Source organism: Actinoplanes sp. NPDC024001 (assembly GCF_040638955.1).
Classification (GTDB): Bacteria; Actinomycetota; Actinomycetes; order Mycobacteriales; family Micromonosporaceae; genus Actinoplanes.
The window spans coordinates 21,249-43,921 of the sequence record NZ_JBEZZB010000045.1; the positions used below are offsets into that span (position 1 = coordinate 21,249).

At 71.2% G+C, this 22,673-nt stretch carries 31 protein-coding genes and 1 riboswitch; of the genes, 17 read left to right on the top strand and 14 right to left on the bottom strand.

The window, feature by feature from the left end:
- Window positions 1-14 precede the first annotated feature (14 nt).
- Entirely contained in the window at window positions 15-1,148 is a 1,134-nt protein-coding gene (gene dusB, locus AB0F81_RS19350) for a tRNA dihydrouridine synthase DusB (protein ID WP_360199034.1), read from the bottom strand.
- Window positions 1,149-1,198: 50 nt separating this feature from the next.
- Entirely contained in the window at window positions 1,199-1,507 is a 309-nt protein-coding gene (locus AB0F81_RS19355; protein WP_360199036.1) for a hypothetical protein, read from the bottom strand.
- Between the two features lie 139 nt (window positions 1,508-1,646).
- Between AB0F81_RS19355 and AB0F81_RS19360 the strand changes: the two genes are divergently transcribed.
- Window positions 1,647-2,135: an XdhC family protein gene (locus tag AB0F81_RS19360; RefSeq protein WP_360199038.1), complete on the top strand. Its 489-nt coding sequence runs from the start codon at window positions 1,647-1,649 to the stop codon at window positions 2,133-2,135.
- A 7-nt stretch (window positions 2,136-2,142) separates the two neighbouring features.
- On the opposite strand, the gene AB0F81_RS19365 is transcribed toward AB0F81_RS19360, so the two are convergent.
- The 5 genes from AB0F81_RS19365 to AB0F81_RS19385 all read right to left on the bottom strand — a co-directional run bounded on the left by AB0F81_RS19365 (window position 2,143) and on the right by AB0F81_RS19385 (window position 5,966).
- Window positions 2,143-2,544 carry a hypothetical protein gene (locus AB0F81_RS19365; RefSeq protein ID WP_360199040.1) on the bottom strand — a complete coding sequence of 134 codons (402 nt, stop codon included), beginning with the start codon at window positions 2,542-2,544 and terminating at the stop codon, window positions 2,143-2,145.
- Between the two features lie 37 nt (window positions 2,545-2,581).
- The gene (locus AB0F81_RS19370; protein ID WP_360199042.1) at window positions 2,582-3,556 is read right to left on the bottom strand and encodes an endonuclease/exonuclease/phosphatase family protein; all 975 of its coding nucleotides are present in this window, start codon (window positions 3,554-3,556) and stop codon (window positions 2,582-2,584) included.
- A gap of 84 nt (window positions 3,557-3,640) precedes the next feature.
- Window positions 3,641-5,020: a glycine--tRNA ligase gene (locus AB0F81_RS19375; RefSeq protein ID WP_360199044.1), complete on the bottom strand. Its 1,380-nt coding sequence runs from the start codon at window positions 5,018-5,020 to the stop codon at window positions 3,641-3,643.
- Between the two features lie 69 nt (window positions 5,021-5,089).
- Window positions 5,090-5,608 (bottom strand): hypothetical protein, encoded by a 519-nt coding sequence (locus tag AB0F81_RS19380; RefSeq protein ID WP_360199046.1) that lies wholly within the window; start codon window positions 5,606-5,608, stop codon window positions 5,090-5,092.
- A 16-nt stretch (window positions 5,609-5,624) separates the two neighbouring features.
- The gene (locus AB0F81_RS19385; protein WP_360199048.1) at window positions 5,625-5,966 is read right to left on the bottom strand and encodes an antibiotic biosynthesis monooxygenase family protein; all 342 of its coding nucleotides are present in this window, start codon (window positions 5,964-5,966) and stop codon (window positions 5,625-5,627) included.
- 34 nt (window positions 5,967-6,000) lie between these two features.
- Between AB0F81_RS19385 and AB0F81_RS19390 the strand changes: the two genes are divergently transcribed.
- Genes AB0F81_RS19390 through AB0F81_RS19420 form a run of 7 tightly spaced genes read left to right on the top strand, consistent with a single transcriptional unit; the run spans window position 6,001 to window position 10,194 of the window.
- Window positions 6,001-6,255: a DUF6703 family protein gene (locus AB0F81_RS19390; protein WP_360199050.1), complete on the top strand. Its 255-nt coding sequence runs from the start codon at window positions 6,001-6,003 to the stop codon at window positions 6,253-6,255.
- A gap of 49 nt (window positions 6,256-6,304) precedes the next feature.
- Complete coding sequence (locus tag AB0F81_RS19395; RefSeq protein ID WP_360199052.1) at window positions 6,305-7,234, top strand: metal ABC transporter substrate-binding protein; 930 nt, start codon at window positions 6,305-6,307, stop codon at window positions 7,232-7,234.
- Window positions 7,231-8,013 (top strand): metal ABC transporter ATP-binding protein, encoded by a 783-nt coding sequence (locus tag AB0F81_RS19400; RefSeq protein WP_360199054.1) that lies wholly within the window; start codon window positions 7,231-7,233, stop codon window positions 8,011-8,013. Before AB0F81_RS19395 ends, AB0F81_RS19400 begins: the two co-directional genes overlap by 4 nt.
- A complete protein-coding gene (locus AB0F81_RS19405) occupies window positions 8,013-8,882 on the top strand; it encodes a metal ABC transporter permease (protein WP_360199056.1) in 870 nt (289 codons plus the stop codon). Before AB0F81_RS19400 ends, AB0F81_RS19405 begins: the two co-directional genes overlap by 1 nt.
- Window positions 8,875-9,171, top strand: coding sequence for a metalloregulator ArsR/SmtB family transcription factor (locus AB0F81_RS19410; RefSeq protein ID WP_360199058.1), 297 nt, complete (start codon window positions 8,875-8,877; stop codon window positions 9,169-9,171). The genes AB0F81_RS19405 and AB0F81_RS19410 overlap by 8 nt, the downstream gene beginning before the upstream one ends.
- On the top strand, window positions 9,168-9,569 hold the full coding sequence (locus AB0F81_RS19415; protein WP_360199060.1) for a transcriptional repressor: 402 nt from the start codon (window positions 9,168-9,170) through the stop codon (window positions 9,567-9,569). The genes AB0F81_RS19410 and AB0F81_RS19415 overlap by 4 nt, the downstream gene beginning before the upstream one ends.
- A 16-nt stretch (window positions 9,570-9,585) precedes the next feature.
- The gene (locus tag AB0F81_RS19420; RefSeq protein ID WP_360199062.1) at window positions 9,586-10,194 is read left to right on the top strand and encodes a hypothetical protein; all 609 of its coding nucleotides are present in this window, start codon (window positions 9,586-9,588) and stop codon (window positions 10,192-10,194) included.
- Here the strand turns inward: AB0F81_RS19420 and AB0F81_RS19425 are convergent.
- Window positions 10,174-10,692 (bottom strand): DUF6328 family protein, encoded by a 519-nt coding sequence (locus tag AB0F81_RS19425; RefSeq protein WP_360199064.1) that lies wholly within the window; start codon window positions 10,690-10,692, stop codon window positions 10,174-10,176. The genes AB0F81_RS19420 and AB0F81_RS19425 overlap by 21 nt on opposite strands.
- A gap of 31 nt (window positions 10,693-10,723) precedes the next feature.
- Window positions 10,724-11,536 (bottom strand): alpha/beta hydrolase, encoded by an 813-nt coding sequence (locus tag AB0F81_RS19430; RefSeq protein ID WP_360199066.1) that lies wholly within the window; start codon window positions 11,534-11,536, stop codon window positions 10,724-10,726.
- 142 nt (window positions 11,537-11,678) lie between these two features.
- A riboswitch (TPP riboswitch) is annotated at window positions 11,679-11,781 on the top strand.
- A 65-nt stretch (window positions 11,782-11,846) separates the two neighbouring features.
- On the opposite strand from AB0F81_RS19430, the gene AB0F81_RS19435 reads away from it, so the two are divergent.
- The 6 genes from AB0F81_RS19435 to AB0F81_RS19460 all read left to right on the top strand — a co-directional run bounded on the left by AB0F81_RS19435 (window position 11,847) and on the right by AB0F81_RS19460 (window position 17,876).
- Window positions 11,847-12,437 (top strand): ECF transporter S component, encoded by a 591-nt coding sequence (locus AB0F81_RS19435; protein WP_360199068.1) that lies wholly within the window; start codon window positions 11,847-11,849, stop codon window positions 12,435-12,437.
- 3 nt (window positions 12,438-12,440) lie between these two features.
- Window positions 12,441-13,871: an ABC transporter ATP-binding protein gene (locus tag AB0F81_RS19440; RefSeq protein WP_360199070.1), complete on the top strand. Its 1,431-nt coding sequence runs from the start codon at window positions 12,441-12,443 to the stop codon at window positions 13,869-13,871.
- Window positions 13,868-14,671 (top strand): energy-coupling factor transporter transmembrane component T, encoded by an 804-nt coding sequence (locus AB0F81_RS19445; protein WP_360199072.1) that lies wholly within the window; start codon window positions 13,868-13,870, stop codon window positions 14,669-14,671. Before AB0F81_RS19440 ends, AB0F81_RS19445 begins: the two co-directional genes overlap by 4 nt.
- 64 nt (window positions 14,672-14,735) lie before the next feature.
- Window positions 14,736-16,445, top strand: coding sequence for a PHP domain-containing protein (locus AB0F81_RS19450; protein ID WP_360199074.1), 1,710 nt, complete (start codon window positions 14,736-14,738; stop codon window positions 16,443-16,445).
- Entirely contained in the window at window positions 16,442-16,924 is a 483-nt protein-coding gene (locus AB0F81_RS19455) for a hypothetical protein (RefSeq protein WP_360199076.1), read from the top strand. Before AB0F81_RS19450 ends, AB0F81_RS19455 begins: the two co-directional genes overlap by 4 nt.
- Before the next feature lie 25 nt (window positions 16,925-16,949).
- Entirely contained in the window at window positions 16,950-17,876 is a 927-nt protein-coding gene (locus AB0F81_RS19460; protein WP_360199078.1) for a 5,10-methylenetetrahydrofolate reductase, read from the top strand.
- On the opposite strand, the gene AB0F81_RS19465 is transcribed toward AB0F81_RS19460, so the two are convergent.
- A complete protein-coding gene (locus AB0F81_RS19465; protein ID WP_360199080.1) occupies window positions 17,861-18,757 on the bottom strand; it encodes an aldo/keto reductase in 897 nt (298 codons plus the stop codon). The two genes, AB0F81_RS19460 and AB0F81_RS19465, sit on opposite strands and share 16 nt — an antisense overlap.
- A gap of 121 nt (window positions 18,758-18,878) precedes the next feature.
- Between AB0F81_RS19465 and AB0F81_RS19470 the strand changes: the two genes are divergently transcribed.
- Complete coding sequence (locus AB0F81_RS19470; RefSeq protein WP_360199082.1) at window positions 18,879-19,253, top strand: PH domain-containing protein; 375 nt, start codon at window positions 18,879-18,881, stop codon at window positions 19,251-19,253.
- A gap of 45 nt (window positions 19,254-19,298) precedes the next feature.
- Here AB0F81_RS19470 and AB0F81_RS19475 read toward each other — a convergent pair whose 3' ends face one another.
- On the bottom strand, window positions 19,299-19,715 hold the full coding sequence (locus tag AB0F81_RS19475) for a PIN domain nuclease (RefSeq protein WP_360199084.1): 417 nt from the start codon (window positions 19,713-19,715) through the stop codon (window positions 19,299-19,301).
- Window positions 19,716-19,717: 2 nt separating this feature from the next.
- Window positions 19,718-19,939 (bottom strand): type II toxin-antitoxin system VapB family antitoxin, encoded by a 222-nt coding sequence (locus AB0F81_RS19480; protein WP_360199086.1) that lies wholly within the window; start codon window positions 19,937-19,939, stop codon window positions 19,718-19,720.
- 113 nt (window positions 19,940-20,052) lie between these two features.
- On the opposite strand from AB0F81_RS19480, the gene AB0F81_RS19485 reads away from it, so the two are divergent.
- Both AB0F81_RS19485 and AB0F81_RS19490 read left to right on the top strand, forming a co-directional pair.
- On the top strand, window positions 20,053-20,349 hold the full coding sequence (locus AB0F81_RS19485) for an MTH1187 family thiamine-binding protein (protein ID WP_360199088.1): 297 nt from the start codon (window positions 20,053-20,055) through the stop codon (window positions 20,347-20,349).
- An 8-nt stretch (window positions 20,350-20,357) separates the two neighbouring features.
- Entirely contained in the window at window positions 20,358-21,032 is a 675-nt protein-coding gene (locus AB0F81_RS19490) for an HAD hydrolase-like protein (RefSeq protein ID WP_360199090.1), read from the top strand.
- A 10-nt stretch (window positions 21,033-21,042) separates the two neighbouring features.
- Here AB0F81_RS19490 and AB0F81_RS19495 read toward each other — a convergent pair whose 3' ends face one another.
- Both AB0F81_RS19495 and recO read right to left on the bottom strand, forming a co-directional pair.
- The gene (locus AB0F81_RS19495) at window positions 21,043-21,825 is read right to left on the bottom strand and encodes an isoprenyl transferase (protein ID WP_360199092.1); all 783 of its coding nucleotides are present in this window, start codon (window positions 21,823-21,825) and stop codon (window positions 21,043-21,045) included.
- Complete coding sequence (gene recO / locus AB0F81_RS19500) at window positions 21,822-22,598, bottom strand: DNA repair protein RecO (RefSeq protein WP_360199094.1); 777 nt, start codon at window positions 22,596-22,598, stop codon at window positions 21,822-21,824. The genes AB0F81_RS19495 and recO overlap by 4 nt, the downstream gene beginning before the upstream one ends.
- Between the last annotated feature and the right edge of the window lie 75 nt (window positions 22,599-22,673).

A 22,673-nucleotide genomic window follows, 5' to 3' on the forward strand; every position in this document is an offset into this window, starting at 1 on the left:
GTGGAGAGCGCCGGTCAGCCGCCCGACTCGTCGGTCTCCGCGCCCTCCGGGACCGACTCGTCGTCCCGGCTGTCCAGCCAGCCGTGCGGCAGCGACACCTTGCCCGGGGCGTTGACCCGGCCGCGCGGCTGACCCAGCGCGTCGGCCGGGAACGGCACCGCCGGGTCCAGCCTGGCCAGCAGGTCGTCCAACTCGGCGAGCGACGAGATCATCGCCAGGCTGCGGCGCAGATCGCCACCGACCGGGAACCCCTTCAGGTACCAGGCGACGTGCTTGCGGAAGTCGGCGCAGCCGTGCTTCTCGTCCTCCAGCGCCTCGACCAGCAGCTGCGCGTGCCGGGAGATGATCTTTGCGACCTCGCCGAGCGTCGGCAGCACCGGCTGATAGCTGTCACCCTGGGTGAACGCGGCCTCCAGGTCGGCGAAGAGCCACGGCCGGCCGAGACAGCCGCGGCCGACGACCACGCCGTCGCAGCCGGTGTGCTCGACCATGCGCAGCGCGTCCGAACCCTCCCAGATGTCGCCGTTGCCGAGCACCGGCACGTCCAGGGCCTGCTTCAGGGTGGCGATCGCGTCCCAATCGGCCTTGCCGGAGTAGCGCTGCTCGGCGGTCCGCGCGTGCAACGCCACCGCGGCCACCCCGGCGTCCTGCGCGGCGAGGCCGGCCTCCACATATGTCAGGTGGTCGTCGTCGATGCCCTTGCGCATCTTGATCGTGACCGGGATGCCGAACGGTTTCGCCGCCTCGACCGCCTGGCTCACGATCCGCCCGAAGAGCCGGCGCCGCCACGGCAGCGCCGAACCGCCGCCCCGGCGGGTCACCTTCGGCACCGGGCAGCCGAAGTTCAGGTCGATGTGATCCGCCAGGTTGTCCTCGCCGACCATCCGCACCGCGGCCGCGGTCACGTCCGGATCCACGCCGTAGAGCTGCAGACTGCGGAAACCCTCGTCCTCGGCGAACGCGATCATCTTCAGCGTCTTGGGGATCCGCTCCACCAGCGCCCGCGTCGTGATCATCTCGCAGACGTAGACGCCGCCGCCCTGCTCGCGGCAGAGACGCCGGAACGCCACGTTGGTGATCCCCGCCATCGGAGCGAGCACGACGGGTGGGTTGACGGCATGGTTGCCGAGCAGGAGCGGAGCGGTCACGCGCTCTAGGGTGACACGCTCCGCCCGGCGACCTCGAATCGGCCGCTCGGCTACTGCCGGTTGTCGCGCTCGATCAACGTGTCCAACATCCCGATGATCTTGTGCATCCCGCCGTCCAGGCGGTCAAGCTTCTCGGTGTGCTCCGCGAGGGCGGCGGCGTGCTGCGCGTGGGCGGCGGTGTGCTGCGCGAGGGTGGCGGTGTGCTCCGACTGCGTCTCGCTCAGGGCTTTGAGGAGCGTGGTCTGCACCCGCAGCTTCTCGGCCAGGTCGGACAGGTCGTGGTCCTGACTGGCGCGGAGCCTTTCGACCTCGTCCATGCGCTCCTCCAGGCGAGTGACGCGGGCTTCCAGGGTGGGCATCGTGCCTCCGAAGGGAAGGGTAGCCGGTTGCCAGGCCGGCCCGGGACTTCACGGCTCCATGACTATAGGCGCTGAGCTACTAGGCGCGCGACCCCTGAAAGGCGTGCGCGGCCCACGGCCGTCTGGCAGAGTCGGGCGGGTGAGTGACGCGTCGAGCCCACGGCGGCTGATCGCCGTTTTCGAGTCGCCGGTCTCCGAGATGCTGCTGCGGTTCGGCGTGGAGCTGGGCTTCCACTCCGTGCTCGTGGAGCCCGACCCGGCCAGGCTGGCCGGGACGCCCCGGGCGCACGGCGGCACCTTCGTCAACGACCTCTCGGCGGCAGCGCCGGACGAGCACACCGACATCCTGCTGACCGATCATCACCGGCCGGAGCCGGAGATCGGGGCGATCCTGCGCGAGGCCCTCTCCGGCAAGGCCCGGTGGATCGGCATCCTCGGCAACCCGCGCGCCGAGGGCCCGCACGTGGCGGCGCTGCGCGGCCTGGACGTGCCGGACGAGGAGATCGCCCGGGTGCACCGCCCGGTCGGGCTGAACATCGGCTCCCGCACCCCCGCGGAGATCGCGGTGGCGGCGCTCGCCGGCCTGATCGCGGACCGCAACGGCCGCCCGGGCGGCTTCGAGTTCTGAGCCGGGGTCAGCGGGTCTTCCGGAACGTGTGCCACACGCGGGCGCCGACGATCGCGACGCCGAACGGCACCCAGCAGACGACGAAGCCGGCCGATCCGGAACGGGCCAGGTCGACCGCCACGTAACCCATCAGCCCGAACGCGATGAGCGCCCCGGTCACCGCCCATACCCGCGCCGGATGCACCCGCCACCGGCGCGGCGGCGGGTCGTAGGGCCGCGGCTCCCGGGAACCGCCGATCAGTGCCCCGCCCGCGACGAAGAGGGCGAGGAAGGCCCAGAGCGCGTAGTGCCACTGGAATCCGCCGCCGCTGCGCAGGATCGACCCGATGCCGATCAGCAGCACCACCAGGGCACCGGCCGTGACCGCGAAGACCCGGGCCCGGTCCGGCCGCGGCTGATGGCGGGGCATGGCACACCATACCCCGCCATCGATCATGTTCGAATCCTCAGCTCAGCGGGAGCGTGTAGCCGATCAGCGGGGCGTGGTCGGAGAAGCCGTCGGGCGTCGCCGAGGTCAGCGTGTCCTGGAAACCGGCGTGCCGGACGTCGCAGGAGTCGAAGCCGGCACTGGCGAACAGGTAGTCGATCTTGCCGGGGTCGGTGCCGCCGATCGTGGTCTCCCGCTTCGCATCCCCGGCGCGATACGAGACCTCGTCACACTCGGGGTAGTCGTCGTGCATGGTCTTGAGCCAGGTGTCCCACTGGCGCGTGTTGAAGTCACCGCCGATGACCACCTGCGGCGCGTCCACCGGGCGGGTGAGGAAGGCGCGCAGCGCCTTGATCTGGGCGGCGTAGGCCGCCTCACCGACGCCGCTGTTGTACAGGTGGGTCGTGCACACCTCGGTCGACCAGTTCTTGACCTTGGCACAGAGCACGCTCGGCTGCCCCTGGCCCTCGGGCGAACGGGGCGTCTGCGGCACATGCAGCACCCGGCGGGTGGTCTGGGAGATCGTGCCGCGGACGGCGATGGCGACGCCGAGGGTGCCGGCGAGGCCGCTACGGCAGTCCGAACGCCCGTCCGGGCGCGGCATCTCAGCCCAAGCCGTCGTCCACTCGGAGCCGAGATTCGCCTGGATCCGGTCGAGCAGGCTGGTGTTGCCGGCCGACTGGTTGATGACGAGCGGGCCTGAGCACATCTCCTGCAGCATCACCACGTTGAGCTGGTGCGCGTCCACCAGACTGCGGATCGCGCCGACCTTGGCGTCCGGGTTGTTGCGGTGCGGGCAGTAACCGGGGTCGGGGAAAGCGCTGCCGGCTTCGCCGCAGATGTTCCAGGTCACCGCCCGGATCTGTTCACCGGCAGCGGCCGCCTCGTTCACCACCGCGGGCGCGGTGCCGGTTCCGCCCGCGTGCCCCAGAACCCCGGCGAGGACGGCACTGACGGCGACGGCGGCGAGCAGGGACGGCAGCACTCTGCGCACGATGGAATCACCCTCCAGAGATCGAAGATCTTGAAGGTGAGACCGTATCGCGGGGCATGGCCGAGCCATGCCCCGCGTCGGCGTTCAGCAGCCGGGAAGGCGCTTGATCAGGTAGTCCTCGATCTGGTCGAGGGAGACCCGCTCCTGCTTCATGGTGTCGCGGTCGCGCACCGTCACCGCGTTGTCGGTGAGGGTGTCGAAGTCGACGGTGACGCAGAACGGCGTACCGATCTCGTCCTGGCGGCGGTAGCGGCGGCCGATCGCCTGCGAGTCGTCGAACTCGACGACCCAGCGCTTGCGCAGGTCGGCGGCGAGACCCTTGGCCTTCGGCGACAGCTCCGGGTTGCGCGACAGCGGCAGCACGGCGACCTTGACCGGCGCGAGCCGCGGGTCGAACCGCATCACTGTGCGCTTGTCGACGCCGCCCTTGGTGTTCGGCGCCTCGTCCTCGTCGTAGGCCTCCAGCAGGAAGGCCAGCACCGCGCGGGTGAGGCCGGCCGCCGGCTCGATGACGTAGGGCACCCAGCGCTCGCCCTTCTCCTGGTCGAAGTAGGAGAGGTCGACACCCGAGTGCTTGGAGTGCGTCGACAGGTCGAAGTCGGTGCGGTTGGCGATGCCCTCGAGCTCGGCGAACTCGGTGCCGCCGAACTGGAAGCGGTACTCGATGTCGACGGTCCGCTTCGAGTAGTGCGAGAGCTTCTCCTTCGGGTGCTCGAAGAAGCGCAGGTTGCTCTCGGACAGGCCCAGGTCGCGGTACCAGTTCCAGCGCTCCTGCAGCCAGTACTCGTGCCATTCCTCGTCGCTGCCGGGCGCGACGAAGAACTCCATCTCCATCTGCTCGAACTCACGCGTACGGAAGATGAAGTTGCCCGGGGTGATCTCGTTGCGGAAGCTCTTGCCGACCTGCGCGATGCCGAACGGCGGCTTCTTGCGCGCCGCGGTGGCCACGTTGTTGTAGTTGACGAAGATGCCCTGCGCGGTCTCGGGCCGCAGGTAGTGCAGGCCCTCCTGGCTCTCGGTCGGGCCGAGGTAGGTCTTCATCAGGCCGTTGAACATCTTCGGCTCGGTGAAGGTGCCCTTGTTGCCGCAGTTCGGGCAGTTCAGCTCCTGCAGCGAGGCGGGCAGCTTGCCGTGCTTGGCCTCGAACGCCTCCTCCAGGTGGTCGGCCCGGAAGCGCTTGTGGCAGGACTGGCACTCGGTCAGCGGGTCGACGAACGCGTCCAGGTGACCGGAGGCGGCCCAGACGTCGCGGGCCAGGATGACGGCGGAGTCCAGCCCGACGATGTCGTCACGCTGCTGGACCATCGTGCGCCACCACTGCCGGCGGACGTTCTCCTTCAGTTCCACGCCGAGCGGACCGTAGTCCCAGGCCGAGCGGGTTCCTCCGTAGATCTCGCTGGAGGGGAAGACGAAGCCGCGGCGCTTGGCCAGGCTGACGACGCTGTCGATACGGTCGGCAGGCATGTTGATTTTCCTCCTACGCCGGCTGGGTGTCGGCGGGGAAATTCGTAGGTGACGGGACGAAAAGCGAGGTTACTCCCCGAGCTCGCACACCTCGAACTCGGCCGTCGAGGTGTTCTGCTCGATGCGGGCCCGCAGGTCGCCCACGTCACCGTCGGAGTACGTCACCCGGACCGGGACGCTGAACGTGAGCGAGTTGAAGTCCCCGACCTGGTACGACGTGATCTGCTGGCTGGCCGCCATCTCCGAGGTGTATTCCGCCTCGCTGATCTCGTCCCTGGTGTCCTGGCACAACTGCCGGTACGCCTTGCCGAACTCGCGGTCCTGCACGGCCTCCACATAGCGGCTGACCACCACGGTGGCCTGCTCGTTGAGGGCGTCGTCGGCGGCCAGGCCCAGCCCGTAGAGCGCGGCCCCGCCACCGCCGCAGACCAGCAGCAGCACGCCGCCACCGACGCCGAAGCCCAGCCCGATCCGCCGGCCTTTCCCCTCCACCGGGGGCGCCGGGAACGGCGGGTGCACGCCCGGACCGTGCGGTGGCGGCGGGACGTGCCCGGGGACGGGCGGCGGTACGTACGGCGCCGTGCTCATGCTCCCAGCCTAGTGTTCAGCGCCAGGGCTCGGTGGACCGGTCACTCGCCGTGATCACCACCGGCTCACCGGGCGCGGCGGCGGCGAGCGTCTCGAAGGCCGACGGCTCGTCCAGCGACTCGGCGAGCAGCGGGGTGGCGTGCACCTTCACGTCGAAGTTGCCGAGGGCGCGCCGGTAGGCTCCCACCGACTCCCACTCGGTGACCAGGGTCCAGGCGGCGGGGTCCTCCAGGGCCCGGGCGAGCCGGCCGGATCGGTAACCCGGGCAGCGCGCCAGGGCGGCGAGCGCGGCATGCGCCCGCTCGAGGAATCCGTCCTGCGTGTCCGGTGGGGCTTGGAAGCGGTTGAGCACCAGCATGTGACGAGGGTACGCAAGCGACAGGGAGCCGCCCGTGACACCGTCAGACCACCTTCTCCGTCGCCTGTCCCGGGTGAGCCCGACGGCGGCGTTCCTCGGCGCGCTCGTCCTGTTCCTGGCCGGGCTCTTCCTGCCGGGCATCGTGGGCGCCCTGCTGCTGGGCGTGCTCGCGGCCGGCCTGGGCGCGCTCACCTTCACCACCTGGCCGGTGCAGTCACCGGCGACCCGGGTCGTCCGGGTGGTGCTGCTCACTCTTCTGGTGGCCGCGGCGGTGTCGAAGGCTCTGTGAATCCATGCGCTTTTGACAATCATTGTCATTATCGACGACAGTTGCTGGCATGATGCGTCGCCTGGTTCCCGCCCTGCTCCTCCTGGTTGCCCTCAGCGGCTGCGGCGGGACGTCGAGTGACGACGGCAAGCTCGACGTCGTCTCCGCCTTCTACCCGCTTCAGTTCATCAGCGAGCGGGTCGGCGGCGACGTGGTCAGCGTCAGCAACCTCACCAAGCCGGGCGCCGAGCCGCACGACGTGGAGCTGACCGCCCGCCAGGTGGGCGAGATCACCGACGCCGGCCTGGTGGTCTACCTCAGCGGCTTCCAGCCCGCGGTGGACGAGGCGGTCAAGCAGAACGGCGGCGACCGCGGTTTCGACGCCGCCACCGCGGTGGAGCTGCTCACCGCTGAGGAGGCGGACGCCCACGCGCACGAGGGCGAGGCCGAGGGCGAGGAGGCGCACGCCGAGGAGAGCACCGGCACCGACCCGCACGTCTGGCTGGACCCGACCCGCCTGGCCACCATCGCGGACAAGCTCGCCGAGCGGCTCGGCCAGGCCGACCCGGACCACGCGGCCGACTTCACCGCCCGGGCCGCCGCGCTGCGTACCGAGCTGACCGCGCTGGACGGCGAGTACACCGCCGGGCTGAAGACCTGCGAGCGGCGCGAGCTGGTGACCAGCCACACCGCGTTCCACTACCTGGCCGACCGTTACGACCTGAGCCAGATCGGCATCACCGGCATCGACCCGCAGGCCGAGCCCTCCCCGCAGCGTGTGGCCGCGGTCGCCGCCGAGGCCAAGGAGCACGGCGCCACCACGATCTTCTTCGAGACCCTGGTCAGCCCGAAGGTCGCCGAGACCATCGCGAGCGAGGTGGGCGCGCAGACCGCGGTGCTCGACCCGATCGAGGGCCTGACCGACCAGAACGCTGACTACTTCTCGGTGATGCGCGCCAACCTGGCCGCGCTGACCAAGGCGTTGGGATGTGCCTCATGACAGTTGTCGAAGTGCGGCACGCCGCCGCCGGGTACGACGGCCGGGAGATCCTGCGGGACGTCTCGCTGAGCGTGGCCGCCGGTGACGTGGTCGCGGTCCTCGGGGCCAACGGCTCCGGCAAGTCCACCCTGATCCGCACCATCCTCGGCCTGGTCCCGCTGAGCCGCGGCGAGATCGAGCTGTTCGGGACGGCGCAGCGCCGGTTCCGGTCCTGGGCCCGGATCGGGTACGTGCCGCAGCGCCTCGGCGCCGGCAGCGGCGTGCCGGCCACGGTCGGCGAGGTGGTCGCCTCCGGCCGGCTGGCCCGGCGCGGCATCTTCCGGCTGCCGGGCGCCGCGGACAAGGCGGCGGTCCGCGAGGCGCTCACCGCGGTCGGCCTGCTGGACCGCGTCAACGACCCGGTCGCCACCCTCTCCGGCGGCCAGCAGCAGCGCACGCTGATCGCCCGCGCCCTGGCCGGCAAGCCGGACCTGCTGGTCCTGGACGAGCCGAACGCCGGCGTGGACGCGGCCAGCCAGGAGGCGTTCGCCACGGCGCTGGCCCGCTTCGCCGGCGACGGCGGCACGATCATGCTGGTGCTGCACGAGCTGGGTCCGCTGCGGCCATTGATCGGTCGTACGCTCGTGGTGCACGACGGACGGATCGCGCACGAGGGCGCGCCTCCGGAGCCGGCCGGGCACCACGCCGAGCCGGACCACGACCACGTGCACCCGCACGCCGACGAGGTGAAGGCGGGCATCTGCGAGTGGGCGCCGACCGAGGGAGCGAAGTCCTACTGATGGAGCTGCTCGCCTACCCGTACATGCAACGGGCCATCATCGCCGCGCTGATCATCGGGTTGGCCGCGCCGGCGCTCGGCATCTATCTGGTGCAGCGCCGGCTGTCGCTGGTCGGCGACGGCATCGGGCACGTCGCGCTCACCGGCGTCGGGGTCGGCCTGCTGCTGAACCAGTCCCCCGTGCTGACCGCGGTGCTGGTCGCCACGATCGGCGCGGTCGGTGTCGAGCTGATCCGTGAACGCGGCCGCACCTCCGGCGACCTGGCGCTCGCGCTGCTCTTCTACGGCGGCATCGCCGGTGGCGTGGTGCTGGTCGGGCTCTCCGACAGCGCCAGCAACGCCAACCTGATGCAGTACCTGTTCGGGTCGCTGGTCACCACGTCGCCGCAGGACATCACGGTGATCGGGGTGCTGGGAGCGGCGGTGCTGGCGGCGATGCTGCTGCTGCGGCCGGCCCTGTTCGCGCTCTGCAACGACGAGGAGTACGCCCGGGTCAGCGGTCTGCCGGTGCGTACCCTCAACATCCTGCTCGCGGTGACCACCGCGGTGACCGTCACGATCGCCATGCGCACCGTCGGCCTGCTGCTGGTCTCCGCCCTGATGGTGGTCCCGGTCGCCGCCGCCCAGCAGGTCACCCGCGGGTTCCGCGCCACCATGGCGGCCGCGATGGCGATCGGCCTGCTCGCCGCCGGGGTGGGCGTCCTGGTCTCGGCCGAGGCGGACACCGCGCCGGGCGCCACCACGGTGCTGATGGCCCTGGCCGCCTTCCTGGCCACCACGATCGGCGGGCTGGTCCGCCGCAACCTGCGCCGCCGGCAGTCCCGCCCGGCGGTGGCCACTGAACCCCCGGATGTGGTGCTCCATGGCTGACGGCTACGAGGCGTACGAATCGGCGGGCGCGCTGCTGCGTGCCCTGTCCGCGCCGATCCGCGTGGCGATCGTGGTGGAACTCGGTGAGGGCGAACGCTGCGTGCACGACCTCGTGGAGAAGCTGGGCGCGCCGCAGCCGCTGGTCTCGCAGCACCTGCGGGTGCTGCGCGGCGCCGGCGTCGTGCGGGGTGTGCGGCGCGGCCGGGAGATCGCATACTCCCTGGTGGACGAGCACGTCGCGCACATCGTCACGGACGCCGTGAGCCACGCGAGGGAGGGCCGGTCGTGACTGACACCGGAGCCCCGCGCAACACCAAGCAGCGCAGCGCGGTCAGCGCCGTGCTGGCCGAGACCGAGGGCTTCCACAGCGCGCAGGACCTGCACGCGATGCTGCGCGAGCGGGGCGAACGGGTCGGGCTGACCACGGTCTACCGCACGTTGCAGGGCCTCGCCGACGCCGGCGAGATCGACGTGATGCGCCCGCCCGGCGGGGAGCATCTCTACCGGCGGTGCAGCCAGGGGCACCATCACCATCTGGTGTGCCGCTCGTGCGGGCGGACCGTCGAGGTGGCCGGCCCGGCGGTGGAGTCCTGGGCCGAGAAGGTGGCCGGGCAGCACGGCTTCGTGAACGTGTCGCACACGTTGGAGATCTTCGGCACCTGCCCGGAATGCGCCGCCAAGGGCTGAGTGGGAACCTTCCGGTGTGAAGCTCTACGCCGACCGCGTTCCCGTCGCCCTCCGTCAGCTGATCACCGACATCGCCGTCGTCCTCTGGGTCTATCTGTGGATCCGGATCGCGTTCTGGATGAACGATCTGGTGCAGAAGCTGGCCGTGCCCGGTCAGAAGCTGGAGGGCGCCGGCACCGGCATCGCCGACAACCTGGCCGACGCCGGCGGCAAGGTGGACGACGTCCCGGTGGTCGGTGACGATCTCACCGAGCCGTTCACCAAGGCCGCGGACGCCGCCCGTGCCATCGCCGACGCCGGCCGGGAGCAGCAGGAGTTCGTCGGCCAGCTGGCGCTGATCCTGCCGGCCGTGGCGGTCGCGGTGCCGCTCGCCCTGGTGCTGTTCTTCTGGCTGCCGTTGCGGCTGCGCTGGATCCGCCGGGCCGGGGTGGCCGCGGCGGTCCGCAACGAGCCGGCCGGCCGCGACCTGCTGGCACTGCGGGCCCTGGCCGGCCGCCCGCTGAACGAGCTGGCCAGGCTGGGCCCGGACATCGCGCAGAGCTGGCGGGCCGGCGACTCGGACGCGGTGGACGCGCTCGCCGAGCTGGAGCTGCGGCAGCTCGGGCTACGAGGACGCCGCCGCTGAGTCCTCGTCGTCCTCGCCCCACTCCCGGTGGAAGAACGGCAGCCCGGCCCAGAAGGTGAGGAACCAGCCGGCCGTGATCACGGTCAGCGGGATGGCCCACTTCCAGTCCAGCACGTAGTCGGTGATCAGCAGGACGCTGCTGACCATCGAGATCAGCATGAAGGCCAGCCCGCTGGACGCCATCTTGTGCGCGTACTTGACCAGCTCAGGTTTGCGGCCCTGCCGGAACAGCGCGCGGTGGAAGGCGACCGGCGAGATGATCAGCGCCGTGGCGAACGCCGCGCTGATCAGCGCCACCACGTAGACGTCCTTCTGGAACGCGGTGGCGTTCGGGAAGCCGTTGCTGAACGGGATGGTCAGCAGGAAGGCGAAGAGGATCTGCACACCGGTCTGAGCGACCCGCAGCTCCTGCAGCAGGTCCGCGAAATTGCGGTCCCAGCGCTGCTTCTCGGTCTCCTGGGACGAATTCTTTCGGGGGGATTGCGTTTCGACCGCCATGTCGCGCCAGCGTTCCCCCACAGCGTCATGGTCAAACGCCGATCCGTGCCAGCACGGCGTCCGCCAGTTCACGTGGCGCCTGTTCGGGCACCCAGTGGCTGACGCCCCGCATGGCGACCAGCTGATAGTCGCCCTGCACCCAGTCGGCGGTGCGCAGCGCGGCGGTCAGGCCGACCACGCCGTCGCGGTCGCTCCAGACGTACGTGGTGGGCACGGTGACCACGCCGGTCCCGGCCACCTGGTCCAGGGAGAACGCGCGGTACCAGTTCAGTCCACCGGTCAGCCGCCCGGGCTCGTGCATCGCCGCGACGTACTGCTCGGCGTGGTGCAGCGGGCGCAGCATCCAGCGCAGCATCGTGCCGTTGCGGGCCAGCAGCAGCCGCTCGGCGACCGACGACCGGAAGACCTGGAAGTAGGCGAACCGGGCCCGCTGCGAGGGGCGGACGCGCATCGCGAGCATCAGGGCACGCGGGTGCGGGACCGAGATCGCGGTGAGGGTGCGCACCCGGTCCGGGTGGCGGGCGGCGAGCAGCCAGGCGACGTGCGCACCCCAGTCGTGGCCGACCAGGTGGGCGCGTTCGACACCGAGAGCGTCGAGCACGGCGAGGGCGTCGGCGACCACCTCGTCCAGCCGGTACGCGGACACCTGGGCCGGGCGGGCGCCGGGCGAGCACCCGCGCTGGTCCATCGCGTAGGTGCGCAGGCCGGCCGCCTGCAGGCGCGGCGCCAGCAGGTCGAACTCCCGGTGGTCCTGTGGGAAGCCGTGCAGCAGCAGTACCGGATCGCCGTCCTCGGGGCCGCCCTCGTACACGTCGAACGTCAGACCGCGGGCCTTGACCTCCATGTGGCTCCCTCCCTGTTACTGGCCTTCACCTCGGTGTTAGCGTCATCGTCATCGAAACACATGCACCGAAGTTTGTTCGCGACGGCGGAGACCAGTGCGTCGCTTCAGCGATGCATAAGTCGAGGTAGGTCGCGAACAAACCTCGTTCCGACAGGGGAGCGCACAGCGCTGAGAGTGCGGGCGACCGCAGACCCTCGCACCTGATCTGGGTAATGCCAGCGCAGGAAGTTCGGTCTTTTCTCCAGCCGTTCCCGGGCATCGCCGCCCGGTTGCGGCGTGCGTCTCCTCCCGGTACCCGCTGGGAGGCGTTATGAACGACACCAACCCGAACCGCTGGCGCACGATAGACGTCGTGGTCGCCTCGGTCATCGCCGTCGCGTTCGGCGTGATCTTCTGGGCCTGGAACACCGTCTGGAGCGTCACCGAGAGCGCCTTCGCGTTCTTCCCGCCGGCGCAGACCCTGCTCTACGGGATCTGGCTGATGCCGGCCGTGCTCGGCGGCCTGATCATCCGCAAGCCGGGCGCCTCGCTCTACACCGAACTGGTCGCGGCCATCATCTCCGCCCTGCTCGGCAACAGCTGGGGCGCGACCGTCATCCCGCAGGGCCTGGTCCAGGGCCTGGGCGCGGAGCTGGCGTTCGCCGCACTGCGCTACCGCAACTACCGGCTGCCGGCCGCGCTGCTCGCCGGCGCGCTGACCGGCCTGAGCGCGGCGATCTTCGACTTCTTCGCCTGGAACTCGGAGACCGCCCTCTGGTCGTACCGCGTTCCGTACGCGCTGCTCACCGTGGTCAGCGGCACCGTGCTCGCCGGCCTGGGCAGCTGGCTGCTGGTCCGGGCGCTGGCCCCGACCGGTGTCCTGGACCGGTTCGGAGCGGGCCGGGAACGGGCACTGATCTGAGTCATGAGTGAGGTTCAGCTCCGCGGCTTCGGGTGGCGGCACGCCGGTCGCCGTGCCTGGGCGGTCCGCGGGCTGGACCTGCACATCCGGCACGGCGAGCGGGTGCTGCTGCTCGGTCCCTCCGGGGCCGGCAAGAGCACCCTGCTCGCCGCGCTGGCCGGGCTGCTGCCGGAGGACTCCGGCGAGTCCGAGGGCACCCTCGAGATCGACGGTCTAGAGGCGCGTAAGGCCCGCGACCGGGCCGGCATCGTCTTCCAGGATCCGCAGACCCAGCTGGTGATGGCCCGCAGCGGCGACGACGTGGCGTTCGGGCTGGAGAACCGGGGTGTGCCGGCCGGCGACATCTGGCCCCGCGTCAGCGACGCCCTGGACCGGGTCGGCTTCCCGTACCGAATCAATCGCTCGACCGCCGCGCTCTCCGGCGGCGAGGCGCAGCGCCTCGCGCTCGCCGGCGTGCTGGCCCTGCGGCCCGGCCTGCTGCTGCTCGATGAGCCGACCGCCAACCTGGACCCGCCCGGCGCCGAGCTGGTCCGGGAGGCGGTGGCCCGGGCCACCGGCCCGGAGACCACGCTGATCATCGTGGAGCACCGGGTGGCCGAGGCGCTCACGCTGGTCGACCGCGTGGTCGTTCTGGAGCCGGGCGGCGGCGTGCGCGCCGATGGCGCGCCCGAGATGATCTTTGCCGCCTACGGCGACAAACTGGCGGACGAGGGCGTCTGGGTGCCCGGCTTCAGCACGCCGCCGGTCAAGGCCGCAACCGGAGCAGACCCCGATCTGGTACGGGCGGAGCACGTCGCCGTGCCCGGCCGTCTGGCCCCCGTCTCGATCGGTGTGGGCGGCGGCGAGGTGCTGGCCGTCACCGGGCCCAACGGCGCCGGCAAGTCCACGCTCGCGCTGCTGCTCGGTGGCCTGCTGGCTCCCGGCTCGGGCCGGATCGAGGCGTTCGGCGACCGGCGCCCGCCGCACCGGTGGCGGGCCGCGACGCTGACCCAGCGGATCGGGTCGGTCTTCCAGAACCCGGAACACCAGTTCGTCACGAGCCGGGTCGCCGACGAGCTCGCCCTCGGGCCGCGCCGGGTCGGCCGGTCGCCGGACGAGGTGCGGCGGATCGTGGACGAGCTGCTGGAACGGTTGCGGCTGACGAAACTGGCGGCGGCGAACCCGTACACGCTTTCCGGTGGGGAGGCCCGGCGGCTGAGCGTGGCCACCGCGCTGGCCACCGCGCCGCGGCTGCTCGTCCTCGACGAGCCCACCTTCGGGCAGGACCGCCGCACCTGGCGGGAACTGGTCGACCTGCTCGCCGGCCTGCGCGCGGAGGGGCACGGGATCGTCGCGGTGACCCACGACGACGCGTTCGTGCGGACGCTGGCCGACCGTACCGTTCCGCTCGGCCAGCCGGCGCCGGCGCCGCTGCCGCGGAGGTTGCGCCCGTGACCCTCGCCCTGGAGCCGGTGGCCGACCCGTCCGCGCCGCTCGCCCGCCGTAACCCGGTCGCCAAGCTCGGCGCCGCCCTGCTCTTCTCGCTGCCGCTGATCGCCACGGTCGACCCGTTCACGCCGGCGGCCGCCCTGCTCGTGGAACTGGTGCTGCTGCCCTTCTTCGGTATCCGCTACCGGGTGCTGGCGCGGCGGGCCGCGCCGCTGCTGCTCGCCGCGGCCGGGGTGCTGGTCACGATGGTGCTGTTCGCCGCCGAGCGCACCGGCGACCTGCTCTTCTCGGCCGGGCCGTTCGACGTCACCACCGGGGTGCTCGCCACCGCGACCGGGCTGATCCTGCGCATCTTCGCGGTGGCCCTGCCCGGGATGATCGTCTTCGCCACCACCGACCCGACCGACCTGGCCGACGCGCTGGTGCAGAACGCGAAGGCGCCGGCCCGGTTCGCGATCGGCGCGTTAGCGGCGTTCCGCCTGCTGCCCCTGCTCGCCCAGGAGTGGCGGGCGCTGACCCTGGCCCGCCGGGCCCGCGGCGTGGACGCCGGGCGCAACCCGGTGGCGAAGCTGCGGCTCTTCGCGTCGACGGCGTTCGCGCTGCTGGTCGGGGCGCTGCGGCGCGGGGTACGGCTGGCGGTGGCGATGGACGCCCGCGGCTTCGACTCCGGCACGCCCCGGACGTACGCGCGGCGGCAGCACTTCACCACCGCGGACACCGCGCTGCTCGCCGGCGCCGGGACGGCCTGCGCGGCGATCCTGGCCCTTTCCATCGCACTGGGGTTTTTCCGGCCGATTGTCGGCTGATCGTTCGCCGGGCGGCAATGCGATCGACAGCGGGCGTTGTCCTGATCTGACCAAGGTGACGATCATGGGTCACGGCCACGATCATCACCACCACACTGTCGATGCCGCCGGGGCGGACGTCCCCGACGCACTGGACCTCAGCGTCCCCGAGGGCGAACTCGCTCCCGACGACCGCTCCCGCCGCCGCTTCCTGCTCGGCGCGGGCCTGCTCGGCGCCGGCGCCGCCGCCTCCGTGCTGGCCCGACCGGGCGCCGCCGCGGCCGCCGGGCTGCCGCACACCCACGACCACGTGGGCGGCGGCTCGGCGAAGGGCGGTTTCCGGTGGCTCGCCGGGGATCACCACATTCACACGCAGTACAGCTCGGACGCGCAGTACCGAGTGCTCGACCAGGCGCAGAAGGGGCACGCGTACGGGCTGGACTGGCTGGTCATCACCGACCACGGCAGCGCCACCCACGCCAAGATCGGCGTGGACAAGGTCAACCCGGACATCGTGAAGACCCGCTCCGCGCTGCCCGAGCTGCTCACCTTCCAGGGGCTGGAGTGGAACATCCCGGCCGCCGAGCACGCCACCGTCTTCGTGCACCCGGGCCGCAACGAGGTCGACGTCCTCAAGCAGTTCGAGAACGCGTACGACGGCTCGCTGCTGCCCTCCACCAACACCGCCGCGCAGAACGAGGCGATGGCGATCGCCGGCATCCAGTTCCTCGGCGAACAGGTCCGCAAGCGCAAGATCGACGGCGCGCTGTTCTTCGCCAACCACCCGGCCCGGCGCGGCATCGACTCGCCGCACGAGATCCGCAACTGGCGTGACGCGGACCCGACCGTCGCGGTCGGCTTCGAGGGCGCGCCCGGCCACCAGGCCGCCGGCATCCCCGCCCCGAACGGCCGGGGCGGCGCCCGCGGCTACTACGACAACAACCCGTCGGCCGCGTCGTTCGCCGGCTACCCGCTGGAGAGCTACCGCACCTGGGGTGGCTTCGACTGGATGACCGCCACGGTCGGCGGCCTGTGGGACAGCCTGCTCGCCGAGGGCAAGGCGTGGTGGATCACCGTCAACTCGGACAGCCACGTCAACTACCTGGACCAGACCGAGCGGGGCCCGGGCAGCGACTTCAACGCCAACGGCAAGTACAACGACCCGGTCTACAACGGCTCGATCAACACCCAGGCCGGCGACTTCTGGCCGGGCTACTACGGCCGGACCAACGTGGGCTCGTCGTCGTTCTCCTACCGGGCGGTCATGGACGGCCTGCGCGCCGGCCGCGTCTGGGTGGACCACGGCCGGCTGATCAAGGGCCTGGACGCCCGGGTGCGGGTCTCCGGCGACCGCCGCGGGCACACCGGCACCCCGCTCGGTGGTGTGCTGCAGGTCAAGCGCGGCACCTCGACCGAGCTGGTCCTCGACATCGACCTGCAGGACATCCCGAACTGGGCCGGTTTCATCCCGGTGCTGAAGCGGGTCGACGTGATCGTCGGCACGGTCACCGGGCCGGTCGCCGACAAGGACGCCTTCACCACCCCGAACACCAAGGTGGTCAAGTCGTTCGAGGTCTCCAGGACCAGCGGGCGGATCACCCTCAGCTACGACCTGGGGCGTCTCGACAAGCCGTTCTACCTGCGGGTCCGGGGCACCGACGGCAACCGCACGCAGCCGGGTCTGCTCGGCGCCTCGGTCGACCCGTACGGTCCGCAGCTGGACGTGGTCGGCGCCGCCGACCCGTGGGGCGACCTGTGGTTCTACACCAACCCCATCTGGGTCCTGCCACGATGAGTTCGAATTCCCGGATCATCGGGGTCAGCCTCGGCCACCGCACCCTGGCCGAGGCCGACCACTGGATCCTGGCGCTCGACCCGGCGCCCGTGCTGGCCTGCACGCACCTGGTCGGCGAACCGTTCCCGCACGTGGCGATCAGCGTGCTGAGCGTTTCGCCGATCACGTCGCCGCCGGAGCTGCGGTCCGCCGCGGATGCCGCGGCCACCGGGCGGTCCGGCCGCGCGGTGCGGTTCCCCGGTGTGGAGCGGCTGACCGGTGACCTGACCGTCGGTGAGATCCTGCAGCGCAGCTCCATCTCCCGGGTCGACGTGCTCGGCGGCGGCCCGGCCGAGGCGGGGACCGTGGTGGCGACCGGCGACTTCGTCCGCCCGCAGTTCCAGGGCGGCGAGCTGGTGCTGGTCACCACCCCGGCGGCCGGTGGGCGGCTGGTCCCGTTCGAAAGGCGGGACCCGACCCCCTGCTGTGCCGATCACTGACCCGGGGCTTTCTAGGGTGGGGGCCATGTCGCGTACCCCACTGCCGCAACTGCTGGCCGAGGCGCGCAGCGGCGTGTTGCTCTTCAGCCTCACGCCGCCGCGCAGCAGCGCCACCGAGGAACGGATCAAGGAGATCGCCGAGGCCACCCTGCAGCGCCTCGGCGGTCTCGACCTCGACGGCCTGCTGCTCTACGACATCGACGACGAGTCCGACCGCAACCCGGACGAGCGGCCGTTCCCCTACCTGCCGACGCTTGACCCGGCCCGGTACTACGCGGAGCACCTCACCGGCTGGCGCGACCCGGTGATCATCTACCGCTGCGTCGGCAAGTACTCCGGGGAGGAACTGCGCGACTGGATGACCGGGGTCGACTCGCGGGTGCTCAGCGTCTTCGTCGGCGCCTCCTCGGGCGACAAGCCGGTCCGCACCACCCTGCCGCAGGCGCACCAGCTTCGCGCCGAGGTCCGGCCGGACCTGCCGCTGGGCGCGGTGGCCATCGGCGCGCGCCGCGACGAGCACCTGCGCATGCTCGCCAAGCAGGAGCGCGGGGCGAGCTTCTTCATCTCCCAGGTGGTCTACCACGTCAACGAGACGAAGAACCTGCTCAGCGACTACTACTACGAGTGCCGGGACCGGGGTGTGCAGCCACGCACGGTCATCTTCACGCTGTCACTGTGCGGATCGCTGAAGACCCTGGAGTTCCTCAACTGGCTCGGCGTCGACGTGCCCCGCTGGCTGCGCAACTCGCTGCGGCACGCGTCCGACCCGCTGGCCGAGTCGTACCGGCAGTGCGTGGCGATCGCCCGTGACCTGATCGACTTCTGCGAGGACCTGGGCGTCCCCTACGGCTTCAACGTGGAGAACGTCTCGATCCGCCGCACCGAGATCGAGGCGACCACGAACCTCGCGGCCGAGGTCGCCGGCCTGCTGGCCCATCACCGCGCGGGCTGATCCAACGCGGTCAGCTCGGCGGGCGTCAGGCGCAGTCCGCCGGCCGCCACGTTCTGCTCCAGGTGAGCGATGTCGCCGGTGCCCGGTATCGCGAGGACGTGCTCACCCTGATGCAGGGTCCAGGCCAGCCGCACCTGATGTTCGGTCACCCCACGCTCGGCGGCGATCCGGGCGGCCGGTCCGTTCCCCGCGGCGGCGCCGGCCTCCCGGGCGCCGCCGGCGATCGCGAAGAACGGCACGAACGCGATGCCCCGGGCGCCGCACTCCCGCAGCAGGTCGTCGTGCCGCCGCAGGTCGAGCGCGTAACTGTTCTGCACGCACGACACCGGCGCTATTCGCTGTGCCTCGACGAGGTGCTCCACCCGTACGTTGGAGATGCCCAGCTGGCGGATCATCCCCGCCGCGCGCATCTCGGCGAGGGCGCCGAACCGCTCGGCGAGCGATTCTCCGCCGGCATCGCCGGCGATCCGCAGGTTGACCAGGTCCAACGTGTCCACCCCGAGCCGGCGCAGGTTCTCCTCCACCTGGAATCGCAGCTGCGCGGCGGTTGCCGCGCGACCCCAGCCGCCATCCGGCAGGGGGCCCGGCCCGACCTTGGTCGCGATGAGAAGATCTTCGGGGTACGGGTGGAGCGCGGCCCTGATCAATTCGGTGGCGTACCGGACCGCGCCCGGCTCCCCATCGATGATCCCGCCCGGCGAGAAGTAGAAGGCCGCCGTGTCGATGTGGTTCACCCCGAGCTCGACGGCCCGGCGCAGCACACGGATCGCCGCCGTCGGGTCCGCTCGCACGGTGAGGCGCATGGAGCCGAAGCCCATGCGGTTGACGGTCCGGTCCCCCAGGGTCCACGTTCCGGCCGCGGTGATCGCTTCAGAAGGCACCCGGTGACGGTAGGTGCGCGGCGGGCGTTGCGCACTCGCCCGGCCACCCGATACCGAAATGCGTCGATCGCTGATAGTTTTTGGTCACGGGCGAGGTGCCGGGTGGCGATACGGTAACCGCGTGATCGACTTCTCCAACGGCTCCGTGTTCAAGCTCAACCCCTGCGATCCGCAGGAGGTCTACCCGCAGATCAGCCCGTTCCTGCTCCAGGGCGAGCAGATCATCTTCAGCTTCAAGGCGGTCCGCGACTTCGTCGTCTTCACCGACAAGCGCCTGATCGCGGCGAACGTGCAGGGCATCACCGGCTCCAAGACAGACTTCACGTCGCTGCCCTACAGCAAGATCCAGGCTTTCTCGGTCGAGACCGCCGGCAGCCTGGACCGCGACACCGAGCTGGACCTCTGGTACAGCGGCCTGGGCAAGGTCCGCCTGGAGTTCAAGCGCAACGTCGACATCCGCCAGCTCAGCCTGATGATCGCCACTTACGTCCTCTGACCGGTGGCCTCCGATGCGAAGCCGTCACATCGGAGGCCGCACCGCTCAGTTGACCGCGCCCGGCTCGGCAACCCACCGAGTAGGCTGCCCCGTCACCTTCGCCACCTGCGAGAAGTCCTTGTCGAAGTGCAGAATGGTCATCCGGTGCTCCTCGGCCGTGGCCGCGACGAGCAAATCCACCGCCCCCGCTGACCGATGTTTGCCACGCTCCGTCAGCGCCTCCTGCACCTCGGCCGCACGCTGGTAGACCCGGTCCGGAACAACCACCCAGCAGTAGACCCTGCGCAGCGCCTCTTCCCACTCTGCCCGCTGCTGCCTGGAACGTGCGCTGTAGAAGATCTCCAGTTCCGTCAGCGGACAGATACTCAGAACTCCCGCGGCTGCCGCCCTGCGCCACGCCGCGCGCAGCTCGGGGTCACGCGAGAGTCGCGTGAATGCGCTGGTATCGACCAGGTATTCCACGGTCATCGACGGTAATTCCGCTTGTCGGCGAGATCGTCGAAGGCGCCGGCGGCACCCATCTCACCGAGACGCTCGAACGCCTCAAGCCTGCGGCGCACCGCGATGACCTCCCGCAGCGCCGCGTTGACGGTGTCTTGCGTCCCCGAGGTGCCGAGTATCTCGGCCGCAGTCGTCAGCGCCTCGTCATCGACATTGATGCGATGTTCCGCCACTACCGCCTCCATGAATCAACCGCCTCCCCATCTTAGGCTTCGCCAACTAGCGCCTAGTTGCTTTGCGACTAGACTAGTCGCCTGCATTGATCGACTCAAGGGGTGATCGCTGGGAGGATGGCCGCATGCTGGTTGCTTTCTCTGTGACGCCGATCGGGAGCGGGGACTCCGTCGGCGACGCCGTCGCCGAAGCCGTTCGGGTGGTTCGCGCCTCCGGGCTGCCGAACCGGACCGACGCCATGTTCACCACGATCGAGGGCGAGTGGGACGAGGTGATGGCGGTGGTCAAGCAGGCCGTGGACGCCGTCGCGGCGGTCGCGCCCCGGGTCAGCCTCTCGCTGAAGGCGGACGTCCGGCCGGGCGTCACCGGCGCGCTCACCGCCAAGGTGGAGCACATCGAGCGGGTCCTCGGCGCATCGTGAGGCCCAACGTGAGGCGCCTCGTGATGTGGGACATCGACTACACGCTGCTGCGCGGCGGCGGGGTCGCGGCCCGGGCCTGGAAGGCGGCGTTCACCGAGGTGACCGGCGTCGACTGGCACAGCACGCCGAGCTTCGGCGGGCGCACCGACCTGGACATCTGCGCCGAGGTTTTCGCCGTGCACGGGGTCACCGACTGCACGCCGGAGCGGTTCTTCGCGCGGTATGTCGAGATCGTGCACGAGAGCCGGCACGAGTTCGCCGAGCAGGGCGCGCTGCTCCCCGGCGTCCGCGAGGTGCTGACCCGGCTCGGCGACGACCCGCGGGTGGTGCAGACGCTGGTGACCGGCAACGTACCGGAGGTGGCCGCGGCGAAGGTCGCGGCCTTCGGCCTGGCCGGCTCGTTCGACGCCGAGGTCGGTGGTTACGGCACCGACGACAGCGTGCGCGCCACCCTGGTGCGCCGCAGCCTGGAGCGGGCCCGCGCGAAGTACGGCGAGGACTTCCGCCCGGTGGTCGTCGGCGACACCGTGCACGACGTGACGGCCGCGCTGGCGAACGGCGCGGTCGCGATCGCCGTGGCGACCGGTGCGACCGCCGCGGCCGACCTGACCGCGGCGGGCGCCCACACCGTGCTGCCGGACCTGGCCGACGCGGACGCGGCGATCCGGGCGCTCACCGCCTGAGCGGTGAGCGTCAGGTCGGGCTGACCGGGTTCGGCAGGGCGCCGCCGAACCGGCGGTCACGCTGGGCGTAGAGCTCGCACGCGTACCACAAGTGGCGGCGGTCGAAGTCGGGCCAGAGGGTGTCGAGGTAGACCATCTCCGCGTAGGCCGACTGCCAGAGCAGGAAGTTCGACGTGCGCTGCTCGCCGGAGGGACGCAGGAACATGTCCACCTCCGGGATCTCGGGGTGGTAGAGATAGCGGGCGATGGTCTTCTCGTTGACCTTGTCGGCCTTCAGCCTGCCGGCCGCCACGTCCCGGGCGATCGCCGCCGCCGCGTCCGCGATCTCCGCCTGGCCGCCGTAGTTCACGCAGAACTGCAGGGTGAGCGTCTTGTTGTTCTTGCTCATCTCCTCGGCGGTCTGCAGCTCGGAGATGACGCTTTTCCACAGCCGCCCGGCCCGCCCGGACCAGACCACCCGGACGCCGAGGTCGACCAGCTGGTCGCGGCGGCGGCGGATCACGTCCCGGTTGAAGCCCATCAGGAAGCGCACCTCCTCGGGCGAGCGCTTCCAGTTCTCGGTGGAGAACGCGTAGGCCGAGAGGTAGGGGATGCCCAGCTCGATGGCGCCCTCGATGGTGTCGAAGAGCGAGTACTCCCCCTGCTCGTGCCCCTTGGTCCGGGACAGGCCGCGCTCCTTGGCCCAGCGGCCGTTGCCGTCCATGACGATCGCCACGTGGCGCGGGATCGCAGCGGAGGGCAACTGGGGCGGCCGGGCACCGGAGATGTGCGGGGTGGGCGGGCGCGGCGTCAAGGGTTCAACTCCCGTCGATCGACAAGCGGCAGCGAGCGCAGCGCCCGCTCCATGTGCCATTGCAGGTGGGCGGCGACCAGGCCGCTGCACTCCCGGCGGACCGGGGACTCGGTGGCGTCAGCGAACGCCCAGTCGCCGGTGGTCAGGGCGGCCATCAGGGTCAGCGTGACCGGGCTGGGGTGGGCGGCGCCGGGCGGCCGGCAGTCCGGGCAGACCGCGCCGCCGGCCGGGACGGCGAACGCCGCGTGCTGGCCGGGGGCGCCGCAGACGGCGCACTCGGTGATCGCGGGCGCCCAGCCGGCGAAGGCCATGGCACGCAGCAGGTAGGCGTCGAGCACCAGGCTGCCGGCGTGCTCACCGGCGGCGAGAGCCTTGAGCGCGCCCAGGGTCAGCTGGAAGAGCCGCAGCGCGGGCTCCCGCTCGACCGGGGTGAGCCGCTCGGCGGTCTCGCAGATGGCGCTGGCCGCGGTGTATCGCGGGTAGTCGGCCAGGAAGCTCTTACCGAACAGCGCCACCGCCTCGACCTGGCTGACCGAGTGCAGCGAGCTGCCCACGCCCTCCGGCGAGCCGGCGAGCTGCAGGTCGATGTGGCCGAACGGCTCCAGCCGGGCACCGAAGCGCGAGCTGGTGCGGCGCACCCCGCGGGCGACGGCGCGCAGCCGGCCGTGCCGCCTGGTCAGCAGGGTGACGATGCGGTCGCTCTCGCCGAGCTTCTGCACGCGCAGCACCACCGCGTCGTCGCGGTAGAGATGGCGTCGGTATCCGGCGGGCACCCCGTCATTCTGCCCGGTGCCTACGACAAACCCTGACCCGGATCTCAGGGTTGCCTCCGGGACGGGACTGATGGT